The 16042-nt window shown below is 26.8% G+C and carries 10 protein-coding genes; 7 read left to right on the forward strand and 3 right to left on the reverse strand.

Annotation, left to right across the window (positions count from 1 at the left end):
• Positions 1-67: 67 nt before the first annotated feature.
• From AB5V95_RS00450 to AB5V95_RS00460, 3 genes are all read left to right on the forward strand, one after another.
• Complete coding sequence (locus tag AB5V95_RS00450) at positions 68-808, forward strand: hypothetical protein (RefSeq protein ID WP_369085952.1); 741 nt, start codon at positions 68-70, stop codon at positions 806-808.
• A gap of 238 nt (positions 809-1046) precedes the next feature.
• Positions 1047-4583, forward strand: coding sequence for a hypothetical protein (locus tag AB5V95_RS00455; RefSeq protein ID WP_369085953.1), 3537 nt, complete (start codon positions 1047-1049; stop codon positions 4581-4583).
• Between the two features lie 94 nt (positions 4584-4677).
• Entirely contained in the window at positions 4678-5421 is a 744-nt protein-coding gene (locus AB5V95_RS00460) for a hypothetical protein (protein WP_369085954.1), read from the forward strand.
• A 44-nt stretch (positions 5422-5465) separates the two neighbouring features.
• On the opposite strand, the gene thrS is transcribed toward AB5V95_RS00460, so the two are convergent.
• Both thrS and trpS read right to left on the reverse strand, forming a co-directional pair.
• Entirely contained in the window at positions 5466-7205 is a 1740-nt protein-coding gene (gene thrS, locus AB5V95_RS00465) for a threonine--tRNA ligase (RefSeq protein WP_369085955.1), read from the reverse strand.
• A complete protein-coding gene (gene trpS / locus AB5V95_RS00470; RefSeq protein WP_369085956.1) occupies positions 7192-8202 on the reverse strand; it encodes a tryptophan--tRNA ligase in 1011 nt (336 codons plus the stop codon). Before trpS ends, thrS begins: the two co-directional genes overlap by 14 nt.
• Before the next feature lie 159 nt (positions 8203-8361).
• On the opposite strand from trpS, the gene AB5V95_RS00475 reads away from it, so the two are divergent.
• The 3 genes from AB5V95_RS00475 to AB5V95_RS00485 are packed head-to-tail and all read left to right on the forward strand — an operon-like array spanning position 8362 to position 13935.
• Complete coding sequence (locus AB5V95_RS00475; RefSeq protein ID WP_369085957.1) at positions 8362-8733, forward strand: PTS glucose transporter subunit IIB; 372 nt, start codon at positions 8362-8364, stop codon at positions 8731-8733.
• Positions 8726-12892, forward strand: coding sequence for an AAA domain-containing protein (locus AB5V95_RS00480; RefSeq protein ID WP_369085958.1), 4167 nt, complete (start codon positions 8726-8728; stop codon positions 12890-12892). Before AB5V95_RS00475 ends, AB5V95_RS00480 begins: the two co-directional genes overlap by 8 nt.
• A complete protein-coding gene (locus AB5V95_RS00485) occupies positions 12892-13935 on the forward strand; it encodes a hypothetical protein (protein ID WP_369085959.1) in 1044 nt (347 codons plus the stop codon). Before AB5V95_RS00480 ends, AB5V95_RS00485 begins: the two co-directional genes overlap by 1 nt.
• 73 nt (positions 13936-14008) lie before the next feature.
• On the opposite strand, the gene def is transcribed toward AB5V95_RS00485, so the two are convergent.
• Positions 14009-14566, reverse strand: coding sequence for a peptide deformylase (gene def / locus AB5V95_RS00490; protein ID WP_369085960.1), 558 nt, complete (start codon positions 14564-14566; stop codon positions 14009-14011).
• Between the two features lie 104 nt (positions 14567-14670).
• On the opposite strand from def, the gene AB5V95_RS00495 reads away from it, so the two are divergent.
• Positions 14671-15972, forward strand: a complete 1302-nt coding sequence (locus tag AB5V95_RS00495) for a CNNM domain-containing protein (protein WP_369085961.1) — start codon at positions 14671-14673, stop codon at positions 15970-15972.
• The last annotated feature ends 70 nt before the right edge of the window (positions 15973-16042 follow it).

Consider the following 16042-nt stretch of genomic DNA (forward strand, 5'->3'; position numbering starts at 1 on the left):
TTTTATAAATTTATATTTTTGTTAAAATAGAATTGAAATTATTAATAATTTAAAGAATGGAGTTCGTATGAAATCACAAAAAAAATCGACTTTAGAAAAATACTATATTTCTGAAGCGTTTGACAAAGATAGAAATGTTTCATTTAACTTTAAAAAAGCTAACCAAAAAATTTCTGGAAATTTTGCAGAATTTACAGATGCTGTTGAAAAATACATTCAAGTTAGTGAATTAACACAAAACGATACAAGAGTTTGATTCCACCGTGACGGTGCATACCGTGGAAGTGTTGGTATTGAAAAAGCTCGTTTAATCATTGAAAAAGTTAAAGAAAAACAAGTTAAAAACCAAGATGTTATTACATACATCGAACAAGAAAATCTTGTTGACAAACCAGCACCTAAAGCAGTTGACCTAGATGAAAAGGCTTCAGAAGTGTCATTTTATGTAGAAAACGTTGAAGGAAAAAAAGCTTCAGAAGTTAAAGCCGAAGACATCAAAGCTGAGTCAGAATACCCAGTTGTTGTAGAAAAAATCGTTGCTAACGAAGAATCATTAGATATCTACTACCACATCAAAAACAAAAACAAAAAATCAGCAACAACAGTTTCAACATTAACAGGCTTCTTAGCGGAAGAAAAAACTGAAGTATGCGAATGCGAAACAGTGGCTTGCCACAATACAACTGATGCTATCCAATACACAGGTAGAAGAAGAAACAAAGGTTTCTGAGTACTAGTATCAGCATTAATCGTATTAATTTTAATAAACATTATCTTAATTGCATTACGTGTTTCACAAGTTATTTAATGACCGATTTTAAAATCAAAAAGCTTAGTTCTTTTTGATTTTTTTTATAAAAATATTGAAAAATCGAACTTTTTTTATAAAAAAATAAAATAGTGTATAATTATAGGCTGTAAAATTAAATATAGATTTATTTATTACGAATAAATAAAATTTTGTTAGATCAATTAAAAATATTAATTAATTAAAATATAAGATTTAACATTTAAAATAAATTATTACTAATTAAAATGAGGTAAATATGAAAAAAAATAAATTAGTGTTAAAAGCTCTATTAGGAGGAGCTTTATTGACTTCATTATCACCTATTGTTTTATCGGCATCAACTAACGAAAGTGCTGTTAATTCAACATCTGATATTGAACATGTTCACAGTTCATCTTCTCCAAAAACAGCGTTACAACTATGAGAACAACAATATGCTGACTCATTAAAAGATGGTTATAAGAAAATGGTTCAAAATGCTGTTTGAGATAATTTTGAAGGTGGTTTAACCGCTTCACAAGTTGAATACTTAAACAAGAAGATTGAATCAATGACTTTCGCAAATCACAATGATGTAAGAAAAGAAATTTTTGAATTATCTTCAGAAACAAAAGAAGCTTTTAGTAGATTAATTTCTTATACATTTGGTGGAACATATTTCAATAATTTAATGAAAGAACAAGGAAACCAAAATTTAAATGAAACTATTCAAAATGGTTTTGATTCTTTAAGAATCTTTTCAAGACCTGAATTATTACAAGATGAAGATTACGAAGAAGAGTTCACAAGATTCCAGGCAACAGCTGATGAATTATTTTCTGAAATGAAAGATGGAAATAATTTAAATGCAGATGATTTATCAAAAATTGTTAAAAAGGCATTAAAATCAAAAACAGATTTTTTCAATTTTATATTATCAAAAGAACAACCTGCGTTTTCAAAATTGAAGGATTTTGTAAACTACCACAATTTCATGATCAATTATTTTTATAAACAAAATACAACCAAAGTAGAAGGAAATCCTAATAATTGAACAGATGATTATTATTTTGTTGGTTTAGTTTCAAACTGAACAATGCTAATTGGTAATTTAGCAAGTGATGCTGAAATTGATAACCTACTATTTCACTTTAATGATAAAGGAAAAAATCACTTTGAATTAAAAACAGCTGATGGAGTACCCGGAAATAACTTTAAAATAATCCAAAGCAATGATTGATTTGTTAATAGTGGTGAATGAAATCTTTATCCAAAAGCAAACATCGATTCATTTATTGCACTTTCAAAAATTTATTACGATAATCCTGCCGATTTATCACAAACTAATGAAGCTTGATTAACAAAAATTAATGAAGGCATGAATGACATGTATAGAGTGTATAACACAAACAGAAATGGACATAAATACTTTATAACAAACTTTAACTTCAAACCTGCAGATATGCCAATTTCTATCTATATGATGAGAAAAGGTACATATTCTAGAGGGGCATCTAAATTTACAGGTACTTTCTATGATAGACAATATAACAATGTTACTGCATGAAAAACTGAAGCACTTACAACCGAAAACGGTTGATTTTATGGAACAATAAATAACTATTTGAACAATAGAATTTATAACGTAATTGCGGTTGACAAAAAAGCATTCCTTTATAATGAATTTAAAGCTTTAGACGGTGCTAAAAAATTAGCAGAATTACAACCTAAAATTGATGCACTTAAAGAAGAATTAAATCAATTGAAGACCTCAAATCCGGAGCTTGCAGAAATTGTTAATAAATGATTAGCTGATATTGATAAAGCGGTGCAAGGCGGGCTTATAAATGTTGTAAGTTCAGTAGTCGATAAAAATAAATACATTAAAGACTCTATTGCTACAGGAGCTATCGGAAATCCTGTTGCTTCAAAATTGGAAGCTGCTGCAGAAACAAATAAAGATAATTTAGCAGAAGGTTTAAAGGTTTTATCTGTATTTGATAAGTTAAATACTGAAGCCGCTGGTGTTGTTGAAGCATTGGATCACTATAATGAGGAAATTAAAGAAGATGCTACTGCAGCTAATGCTTCAGCATTAAAAGCAGCTGAAACTGCTAAAATTAAAGAAGTTTCTTCAAAGATTACAAATGGTAAATATTCAATTGACTTGCCAGAAGGATTTGATTTAAGCAATCCAAATGAAGAACAATTAAATAAAGTTGCTGCAAAAATAACTGAAGAAGAAGATGCTGTTAAAAAAGCGGTATTTGATGTAAGTAAAGCAACATATGACAAATTAATTAAAGATTTAAATATTCCACAAGATCTAAAAGATCAAGCCGTAAATGCTAATAATGAATTTAATTACGAAAAAGCAAACTTTAAAAATAGCGCTAAACCAGTATACAAAGCTTTTAAAGAAAGAGCTAATGAATTAGTTCCTTTATTTGAAAACATTAACTCTGCTCATTCAGTTGGAGAAGTTTCTAATCCTGAAGTCGCAGATCTTAAAGCTAAATATGATGAAGAATTAGGAAAATTAGAAAAACTTGGCAAAAATGCAGAATTAGCAAAAGCTATTGTTAAGGGTTTATTAACCGAAAAAGCGGAAGCGGAAATTAAAAATGCATTTGAAAATTACGAGGAAGCAAAAGAAGATTTATTAAATAAATTGAAAAAAGGTCCAATTGCACAAATTAAAGCTTTTGAAAAAGACATTAATTCAGCTTCTAATGATGCTTTAGCTGAAGATAAAAGAAACTCATTATTAAAATCTTTATCAGAAAGAAAAGAAGCTATTAATTCTGCAAATGAAGTAAAACCTATTTCAGATAATTTAAACGAAGCTACAAATATTTATAACGAAGCATTAACTGCAATTAAAACAGATAATAAAAACAAAGTTTTAGCTTATAAAGAAGATATAGCTAACGTTCCATCTAATTTATTATCAGATGATCAAAAAACAGCTCTTACAAATCAATTTACACAAGATGCTACAGATATTGAAGGAGCTAACAGCTTTAAAGAATCTTCAGATAATTTAGCCGAATCTAAATCAAAATATGATGAAGCTTTAAACAGCGCCAAACCAACAGCTAACGAAGAATTAAAAGCTTTAAAAGATAAAGTTCAAGCTATTTCAGATGATTTATTAACAGCTGAACAAAGAAATGAAATTGCTAATAAAATTGCTGAAGAAATGAAAAATGTTGAAAATTCAAGTACTTTTAAAGGCGTTTTAGATGCTATTAATAAAGCTAAAGAAGCAGATGCTTCAGTATTAGGATTAGCTAAAGAAAATGTAAATAATAAACTTGATGAATTTAACAACATTATTGCTAATTTATCAGATAAAATTGCTACACCTGAGCAAAAACAAGAATTTGCTTCTACAATTGAAGCATTAAAAACAGCTGTTAGATCTGCTGATAATCTTGAAGAAGTTGCTAATAAATTAAAAGAAGCTACTGATAAATTTAACGAACTACAAAAACAATTATTACCTAAAGTTAAAGAAGAAGCACTTGATGATTTAAATAAACAAATTGACATTGTTTGAGAAAATCATAAGCTACCTAAAGAATACAGAGAAGGTATTATTAAAAAATTACTTGAAGCTAGAGAACAAATCAAGAGTTTAGATCAAATTAAAGATGTAAATCCTGTTAAATCTGCTGCTATTGAAAAATCAAACCAAGAAGTTGAAAGTTATAAAAAACCAGTTGATGCACTTGTTATAACCTTATCAATTCTTACCTTAGCTTTATTAGGTGTTCTAATCTTTTTATTAGTAAAACGTTTTAAAAAATAATTTATAAATTTTTAAAAAGTTAAAAGCAAAAAAATACTCAGAAATGTCTGAGTATTTTTTTGCTTAAATTTGAAAACTAATTTAAAATTATTATATGTATAGAATTTTAGAGGGTAAAGTTGTTTTAGATAGAAACGATATAACTTTATTAAAAAGTAATTTTTCAAAACTCAGCCCAGTTTTCAAAACTAAGCTCGAAATTTCTGATAGCCAATTTAATCAAAGTGTTAAATCTCAAGTAATAAATATCTATAAAAAAATAGCGCAAAATGGTCCTAGAGAATTTTTGAAGTCTGTAGACCAACAAGAATACTATTCATCAATTAGTGATATTATTAATGACTTATTAAAAACCACATATGGCCTTTCATTTTCTGATCTTAGAGCGGTAAGTAAGTATTTAAAACAAATTAAATATGAATTTTTATCAGCTTTTATAAGAATGTATGAGTTTAAATTTCATATTGCAAAAGACCCAAGAGAACTTTATTTTACAGTTTCTAATTATTATAAAAATGGTAGCGGATATACGAGCATAGAAAGAATTAAGCAGTATTTCGTTCAAGGAATTATTAATTTGTTAAAACAAAGAGGATTAAGTATAAATTGAGATGAGCAAGCTATAAATAAATTCGAGTGAGAAATATTTGAGATTTTCAAATATTTTAATGAGCAAGTTATTTTCAATTTTTTTAAAGATAATATGGTGCCTGAGTTTAGTAATAATATTTATACAAAAAACTATATTTATAAAAGAGTCGACGATAAATATATAAGTACCATAATTGATGTGTTTAAGTATATGGAATACTTTGAAACTGATTTAATTTTTTATTAAAAAAATATTATAAAAACTAGAATTTGATTCTAGTTTTTTAATTGCTATTTAAGTGATTTTTTAAGATTTTTTAACATTGAAATAAGCTCGTCTTTTGTATAAATAACAGTTTGATCTGAGCCATATTCTCTGATTGCGATTGTGTTATCTTCAACTTCTTTACGTCCGATAATTGCAACGAATTTGGTTTTTTGCAATTGTGCTTCACGAATTTTTTTGTTAATTCTTTCGTTTCTTAGATCGATATTAACATTGATATCTTCATCTAATAAATCTTCGTATAATTTTTGGCAATATTCGTTTAAATCATCGCTGATTGGCATTATTGTTACTTGGCGAGGACTTAGTCAATATGGCAACGCACCTTTAGTTTGTTCTAATAAAATTGCAATAAATCTTTCATATGTACCAATTAATCCTCTGTGAATTAAAACAGGTGTTTGGAATTGTTCATTATCATCAACGTATTTCATTTCAAAACGAGTAGGTAATAGAAAGTCAAGTTGCAATGTTGACATGGTAATAATTCTATTTAAAACCGTTCTAATTTGGAAATCGATTTTAGGACCATAGAATGCAGCTTCTCCAATAAACTCTTTATATTCAATATTAAGCTCTTTTAAAACGTCTCTTAAATCATTTTCAGCCTTGTTTCACATTTCATCATTTTGGAAGAATTTTTCTTTATCTTCTGGGTCTCTTAATGATAAAGAAACGTGATCAATTTCGATATTGAAATCTTTTAAAGCTTGTAAAATCATTTTGTATAAGTGTTTAAATTCAGCTTTAATTTGATCTGGTCTAACAAAAACGTGTCCTTCTGTTAAATCCATTCCTCTAACTCTTTCAAGTCCAGTTAAAGCGCCTGATTTTTCATAACGATATAATCTTGATTGTTCTGAATATCTAATTGGTAAATCTTTATATGAACGACGAGTTGAATTAAATAAAATAATGTGATGAGGACATGTCATAGGTCTAGCAACTAGCAATTCATTATCCATAACAATAGGCTTAAACATGGTGTCTTGATAATGAGCTCAGTGTCCACTAATTTCATAAAGTTTCTTTTCTCCAAAATGAGGTGTCATAACTTCTCTAAAACCATATTTTTTATCTAGTTTTAAAACATATTCACGAATTGAGTTATGAATTTTCATACCATCTTCTAATCAAATTGGTAAACCTTGACCACTTAATTGTGAAAATGAAAAGATGTTTAACTCTTTACCAATTTTTCTATGGTCACGTTCTTTACGCTCTTCTAAAATGAATAAGTATTTATCTAATTCTTCTTTAGTTTCTCAACTTGTTCCATATATACGAGTTAACATTTTATTATTTGAATCGCCACGTCAATATGCCCCAGCAACTGATAAAAGTTTAAAGTTTTTTATCTCTTTAGTATTTTCAATATGTCCACCAGCACATAAATCTGTAAATAATACTTCGTTAGTTTTTGGATGATAGTATTGGAAAAAAGTAATTTCTTTGCCTTGAGCTAAAAATTCGTCATATAACTCTTTTTTATATGGTTGATTTTCAAATGAATAATCTTCGATACCAACTTGACGCATTACATAACCTTGTTCGGCTAGTTTTTTCATTAACTTTTCAATTTTTGGTAAATCAGATTCTAATAAGGGTTGTTCGAATTCAAAATCATAGTAAAATCCTTCTTCAATAGCAGGACCGATTGCTAATTTTGTATTAGGATATAATTTTAAAATTGCTGCTGCCAATAAATGGCTTGTTGAGTGATTTAATTTGCTATTTGCTTTCATTATCTAATCCTATTCCTTTCATAAGTGATTTAAGATTTTTATTAGCTGTTTCTCTTGCTTTTATTGCGCCTTTTTTAGCTTCAATGTCAATATTTTTAATTGCTTCAGTATATTTGCTTTGAATTTCTATTAAAAATAATTTAACTTCTTGGCCAACAGCTTGTTTTAATTCTCCATAGTTTTTTTCTAAAAATAATTGTTCTGTTTCTTGCAATGATATATTTTTTAAAGCTGAATAAATAGTTAGTAAGTTTTTTATTCCTGGTTTATCATCTGATAAATAAATTTTTCCCTCAGAGTCAGTTACTGCTTTCATAATTTTCTTATAAGCAACTTCAGGATCGTCTAAAAGATATATTGAGGCTTTTTCATTTTTATCTGATTTAGACATTTTTTTGGTTGGCTCAACTAAAGACATAATTTTAGCTCCAACTTCAGGAATATAGGGCTCTGGAACTTTGAAATTTGTCTTAAATTTATTGTTTAATCTTGTGGCTAAATTTCTTGTTAATTCAACATGTTGCTTTTGATCGATACCGACTGGAATAACATCAGCATTATACAATAATATATCAGCAACCATTAGTGTCGGATACATTAATAAACCCGTTGGAATAGTTTCCATTCCGTTTGCGGTTTTAATTTTTGATGATTTATCTTTAAATTGAGTCATTCTTGATAACTCACCAATTGTCGTATTGGTTAATATTAATCAGTTCATTAAGCCGTGTTCTAAAACATCAGATTGAAAAAATAATGTGCTTTTATTTGTGTCAATTCCGCAAGCTAAAAATAAAGCAAAAATATTTCTTCGATTATTTTCTAATTCTTTAGGATCAATTGGTAGAGTTAGAGCATGCAGATCGGCAATGAAAATATAATTTTCATATTCATCTTGCAATTTAACCATGTTTTTAATTGCGCCAATGTAGTTTGCTAATGTTAATTTTCCTGTTGCAGTGATTCCACTTAGCAATATTTTTTTATTACTAACCATAAATTTACCTTTCTAATAAATAATATAGATAATTATATTACATTTAGGTTATTAATAATCATATTAATAATTAAGAAATGAAAGCAGAAATATATAAATAAAATATAATTATAATAACCTATAAGAAAGGTATGTTAATAATATTAAAAGAGGTGAAGAATGAATAGTAAACACAAAGCATTGTATATTTTTTTACTAATTATTACGTTTGGTTTAATAAAAATATATTGAAATAAAAAATATCGTAAAAACGAAGTTCAAACGTCGTTGAGCAGAGAAGAAAAACTATCTTTTGATTATGATAAATTTATTTATCTGTTAGGGGGAAAAAGCAATATTGAAGATGTTGCTTCAACTCAAAAAATTATAAAAATCACATTTAAAGAAAGAACTTTGATTAATTCAGAGGGATTGAAAATGTTAGATGGCGTATCTGGACTTGCTTTTCAATCAAAAAGTATTTCATTGGTTATTGGCAATTCAGCTAGATTTTTAGAAAATAAAATAAAAGAGGATATCGAAAATGAATAAGAAAGACATTAAATATCAAACGATAATGGCAAACTTGCTAAACATTGATACATTTGATACTTCATTATATAGTGCAGTTGATAATGAAAAGTTTTTTGATGTTTACAAGAACTTTGGTGAAAAAACATTTGATAATATTTTAAACAATTATCGTATTGATACAGTTTTGACTGAAATCGGAAATCAAGAATTGGCTAAAAAAGTTTTAGCTTCATTATCTAAACAAGATGTTATTAATTCTTTTAAAGAATATGAAAGAAGAATTGATGACAATATTTTTAAATTGTTATCATCAGATCTAGAAAAGGCTAAAAGATTAATTGTTAATAAATTAGACACAGAGTTTCAAAAATCAATAGTCAAGTGAAAGAAAATATTAAACAAAGCTCAGAATGTTAATATTGAGTCAAACATTTGACCATTACATATTGGATTTTTCTTTATTTCAATTAAAACAGAAAAGAAGACTATTTTTGCACCATTATTTTTTAAAGAAATAACTTTAGAAATTAAAAATTCGCTTGTCTATCTAAAATCAAATTCAGATATTAGAGTTAATAGCAAATTAATAACATTTTTAGGCCAAGAAGGCTTTATGTTAAATGTTGATAATTATGATTTTGCTAATCTTTCTATTCAAGAGGTTTTTGACTTTTTTAAAAAAGAATGAGCTCCAATTTATAAAACACCTGAAAATTTAAAAGATAAACTACCTTCATTAACACAAGATACAATTATTCATTCATCAATTGAGTTTCACCCTGGTATGGTTTTAGGTTTTTATAATGTTTCGTCTGGTTATTTATGAAACCAAATGAAAAAGATTATTGAAAATGATGAATTTGAATACATTTTAAACCCTGAAATCAATAAAACAATTTATCAAGATAAGGTTAAAAGAGTTATTTTTGATAATAAATTTAAGTTATTTAAAATTCAAAAAACCAACTTTTCACAAGATGTAGCTACAATTTCAGCTCTATATCAAGATACGATTATTTGAGGCCCTCCCGGAACAGGAAAATCACAAACTATTAGTAATTTAATAGCTAATATTATTGCAAGGGGATATAGTGGTCTTGTTGTTTCTCAGAAAAAAGCTGCTCTTGATGTTTTAAAAAACCGTCTAAAAAAACTATCTATCTTTTGTTTATTTGCCTTAAATGACAAAAACTTAAGAGATGAGGTTTTCTATAAACCGTTAAGAGAATTTATTGAATATGTTGAAAACTTTAGAAAAAATGACAGCCAAGAAGGTATTCAAATTTTTTCTAATGACGATAAAAATTATGTTGATACTGTTAAAAAAATAAAAGGAACTAAAAATTTAAATAATATTATTAATTTTTACTCTTCAATTATTAATTATGACCTAAGTCAACAAGAATTTGAAAGTTTGAAATTACTAGGCAAAGAACTAAAATATAATTTTGAAGCACCTTTAAATGATAAAAAAGAAATTAGAAAAGTTTTATACGAAATAAATAAAGATAAAAAAGCAGGTGTATTTACAATTTATCCTAAAAATATTAAAGAATCTGCAGATATTTTATTTGAAAACCCTAATTTATTTAAAATCGATATTAATAATGCAATTAAATATGTTGATTTAGTTGATTATGAATCAATTAAAGAGTTTGAAAATGATTATAAAAACATTTTGGATAAGAAAACCATTGAAGTAAATGATGATATTGTTTTAACCAAGATGGTTTTACAACAAACTATTAATAAAATGTCAAACTTCGATAAAGAAGAATTGCGTCAATATAATGCCTTTGCAATGGCGATTAGAACAGGTCATTTAAAACCTTATAAGTTCTTCCATAAGCATAAAGAAATGATTAAAAAATTATTTCCAATTATTGTAACTACACCAGAACTTGATTTATCAATGTGAGAAAAAGGTGAATTTGATTATGCAATTTTAGATGAATCTAGTCAAATATTTATTGAAAAGGGTATACCAATTCTATATTTGGCTAAACGCAAAATTCTAGCGGGTGATAATCAACAAATGCAACCAACCAGATGATTCTCAGTTTCTTATAATTTTGATGAAGAAGATGATTTTGGTAACATTGAATCACTTTTAGATTATGCTAAAGCTCGTGGGGTATATTCAATTCTATTAGATAAAAACTATCGTTCAAAACAAGCTTCATTAATGACATTTAGCTCTAAACATTTCTATAATTCTAAATTAGATGTAATTGATGATTATTCATTGTCGATATCTAAAAATAAAGCAATTGAAGTTATCCAAGTTAACGGTAGCTGAGATAATAGTATGAATGAAGCTGAAGGAAAAGAAGTTATTCAAATTGCTAAGGATAATTTAGATAAATATAATAAAATCATAATTTTAGTGTTTAATGCTAAACAACAAGATTATTTAATTAACTGTATTTTTGGAAATGAGCCTAGATTAGAAGAGGCCTTAAATAAAGATAAATTAGTATTAAAAAATATCGAAAATATTCAAGGTGACGAAGCTGATTTAGTTATTATGTCTGTAGTTTATGACAAAAACACCGCTCTATACGGTACATATGTTGCTCGTCAAGGTGGTAAAAATGCCTTAAATGTTGCAATTTCACGTGCTAGAGAAAAAGTTATTGTTGTTAAATCTATTTATGCAGATGATATTGAAATAACTGAGCGTTCAACAACTGATATGGTTACTTTTAAAGAATGATTAAAATTCTTAGACCTATCTCTTGAAGAGCAAAAAAATTATCTAGATGAAACAGAGGATTTTTTAGCAACAAAAACAATTTCATTAGGCGATATGAGTGAATTTAAAAATGATGTATTTGTTGAATTAAACGAATTTATTAGTCATTATTCTGATCTTAAATTACAAACAAATTACTCAATAGGAACTAAAACCATCGATATTGTTTTAATTAACGTATTATCTAATAAACTTGTTCAAGGTTTTATTATTGATAATTATAATTATGCAAACGGTGAATTAGATAATGTTGATGAATATAAAAAATATCTTAAATTTAAGGATAATTTAAAATTTTTAGATTCAAAATCTTATCCAATTATTATTCTTTCTGAAATTTTATGACCAATTAATAAATATAAAATTTTAAGCTATATTAAAAATAAAATTGAAGATGAAATCTTATCTAATGCAAATTTAAAACTAAATGAAAAAATATTGCAAAGACAAATTTTAGAAACCACCATAACTGCTGAATTTGATAATATTGAAAATCCTAATTTAATATTTACAACTGAAATTGATTTATCTTCAATTGATGAAAGCAAATTACAAGTAAATAATTTCGAAGTTGTAAATTTAAATAAAGAAGAAGATGTAGAAATGTCTAATGAAAATAAAACGGATGAAAATACTTTAGTAAATTCAGACATAGAAGATTATGAAGATATAGCTGCTGTTGAAGGAAAAAATAATTTAGCTCACGAAGAAGCAATTGACGATTTTGAAAATTATCATGAAAAATTAGATATTGATAAAGATTTAGAACTTAACTTTGACGACGAGCCAGGAGATTTTAAAGCACTTGAAGATAATATTGATAATTACGAATTAGAAATTAATCCTCATGTTGATAATGATAACGAAATTCATGAACCAGAACTTGATTATAAAGCTGAAAAAGATATTATTGAAGAATCATATACTTATTCAGATGCTGATATTATGATTGAAGACATAATTTATAATGAATCTGAAAGTGAAGTTATAGAAGTTAATGAGTCAAACGATTTTAATGAAGAAATTGAAGAAAATAACATTGAAATTAATGTAGAAGAATTTGATGTTGATGAAAAAATATTGAATTATCAAGCAGAAAATAACGATGATATTATGTCGGATCCTCAATTACATTTTGAAGAAAGCCAAGAAGTTAAAGATGAAAATTCTGCTGAAATAAATGACTATGATCAAGTTGAATCTGAACAATTAAGCATTGATGATTTATTTGAAAATGATACAAATAGTAATGAATTTATTGGATTTTCAGAACTATTTGGTTCAACTGAAGAAAACGAAACTGGAGAAGATAATATTTCAAAATCAAAGAGTGCTAGCGAATTAATTGATGAGTTTTCTTTAACTAACACTTCTGAAACAACAACTGAGTTTGAAGTGTTTAATGGCGGAGAAGATGAATAATGAAAAATAAAAAAGAAGACAAAATAGATAGAGATGAAAGTTTGGATTATAATCCAAGTACAGATGTTTCTGTAGATGATCAATTAAAATTCAAAAAAACAGCGACTGATGTAACTAAAATCAAAAAAAGAAGAAGAATTGTATTTTGATCATTAGCTGGGGCTTCGGTTGCTGGTATCATTACACTTGCTGTAGTATTGCCAAAGAGCTTAGTCGAATTAAAATTATGAAGTAACTTCGCACCAACATTTATATCTAAAAATGCGCCCGTTGAAATTATTGATTGAAATAAAAATAAAGATCAAAAAATTACTGGTGAGCCGTATAGTTTAATGGCTAAATTATTAGAAAATCCGACATTAAATAACGATGTTTTGCAAACTTTAAACATTAAAGTTAATGATAAATATACAACTCAATTAGTTAATCCAATGTTGGATTTAATTAATAAAAACTCTTTACACTTTGATGTTATTTTAAAAAATAAAGAAAATGAAAAAGAAAAATTGGTTATTAGAAACTTCACCATTTATACAAGCGAAGAGATAACCAAATATAACGATGAAAAAATTAAACAATTTAATCAAAATAATAAAATTGACGATTTAGCTGTAAGAGAATGGCCATTTCATTTCTTTACTAATGTTGAATTTAAACCTTCTGGAGAAAATCAATTAATAATTCCAAAAATTAAAGAAATAATTAACAATGTTAATTCCTTAAACGAACAAGAATTTAATTATATTGACAAGGGTTTGATTTTAACTAAATATAACCAAATAGGCCATAATTACTTTTCACTTTTTGAATCAGAAGAGCAAAGCATATTTGTTCCGTTTAATTTTAATGGTGATATTGAGTTATTTAAAAATGAAGAAACTGGTCATTATTCACTTAAATTTAATGCTTTATTCTATTCATTGGCGAAAGAAAAAATAACAATTGGCAAAAGTAAATATGAATACGGGATTTATATTCCGTCTTCTATTCAAAAAGATTTTGAATCACCTATTATATTTAAAAAAGTCTCGCCTAGAAACTAATAATATCCACATGTTGGATATTATTTTTTATTTTAAAATTTAATAAAAAAAGCGAACATTGTTCGCTATTTGATTAGATGGTTGATGAATTTTTTTTCATATTTCAAGGATTATTTTTATCGATATGATCAATAAATAACTTTCCTTGTAAATGATCATATTCGTGTTGCATTACGATTGCAGGGTAACCCGAAACATCGTATGTTTTTCATTTCTTTTCATAATATGAATATGCTTTAACAACAACACGTGCATATCTGAATACATACCCTTCTTGACCTGGGTCTTTTTCATTAACACTTAAACAACCTTCACCTTCTTTAAGTGAGATTTTATGATCTGAATGACCTAACATTACTGGGTTAATTAAAGCATCTTTAAAAACATAATTACCTTTATCGTCTTGAATCATAATATAAAATATATTTTTTAATATACCATATTGAACGGCCGCAACCCCGACAGCTGGTCTAAACTTCGTCATTGCAGTTTGACTATCATCGACGTGAAAAATCATTTTCTCAATAAGTTGTGTATCTTCTTCTGTTAATGGAATTGGAACATCTTGTGATTTTTGCCTTAAAACTTTTTTGGGTAATTGTACTAATTTAACATCTTCGAATTTAAACATAGTTTATATTATATATTTTTACTCTAATTTTGTTTAGTATTTATAAAAAACAAAAAATAATAATATAATTGATATGTAAATTTATAATAAATGGAGAATATTAAATGGACGTATCGCTCATAAATCTATCTAATTCAGAAAATACTGCCACTTTAGAGCCTTCGGCTAAAACATGACAGTATATTGTTTACTCAGTATTGCTAATAATATTATTAATTTCTAGTGCTATATTTTCAGCATGCGAAACAGCTTATACAACCCTTTCAAGACCTAAGATTGAAATAATGTTAGAAAAGAAAGTTCGTGGAGCGAAATTAATTCAAAAACAACATCACTTTTTTAACCGTACACTAGGTACTATTTTAATTGCTAATAATTTAGTTAATATAGGTTCTTCAACTCTATTAGTCTATGTTTTATCGCTAGCTGCCTTGCCAACGGGAACGGCCACAATTATTTCTACTGTTGTTATGACACCTATAATTGTTTTATTGGCTGAAATAGTTCCTAAATTAGTTGCTAAAGCATATCCTGAAAAAACTGTAAAAAGCTTTTATTGATTTATTGAAATGTTATATTGAATATTTTTACCCTTTACTTATCCAATTTCAAAAATCGGCAAGAAAATTTATATTACGAATACTGAAGAAGAAATGAAAAACTTAATCAACATTGCCCAAGATGAAGGGGTTTTAGAAATCAATGAGTCAGCTATGGCGCAAAATGTTTTGGATTTAGATTCAACTAAGGTTTCACAACATTATATAAAATTGAAAAATGTTGATTATATTTCTTGAAAAGCAACAATGCTAGAAGCATTAGAAATGTTTAAGGAAACAAATTATTCAAGAATACCTGTTGAAAAAGACGGAGATTTAATTGGAATTTTACTTTTAAAAGATATTTTCTTTTTAAAACGTGGCAATATCATGAACTACGTTAAGACAGTTCCTAAAGTTTCAGCAAACTCAATATTATCTGTTGCTTTAGAAAAAATGCGTCAGGCTCGTGCTCAAATGGCTTTTGTTATTGAAAATAATAATAATGATACTCCTATAGGTATTATAACTATCGAGGATATTATTGAAGAAGTTGTCGGAGAAATCTATGACGAATATGATGACGACGAACAAATTTACGAAATTAGCTTAGAGCGTTCAGAAGCGAAAGGTACCGTATTAATGAAGGTCCTTTGAAAACAACTTGAACTAAGTGATTATTTTGATATCGAATTAGATGATGAAGAAAAGAACCTTACTTTATCTCAATGAATGGAGAAAAAAGTAAATCATTCATTAAGAAAAAATACTAAGTTTTCATTAAATGATAAAATTGATTTCAAAGTTTTAGAAACCAAGAGTAAAGATAAAAAATACGATTATTTTGAAATAGATTGAAGTAGATAAGTTATTTAAGTCGATAGTTTGGCAAGTTTGTGTAGATTTATTTCCTATCTACTTTTAGTTAAAAACTTGA

Origin of the sequence: Metamycoplasma spumans (assembly GCF_041026625.1) — a bacterium.
Classification (GTDB): domain Bacteria; phylum Bacillota_I; class Bacilli_A; order Mycoplasmatales; family Metamycoplasmataceae; genus Metamycoplasma; species Metamycoplasma spumans.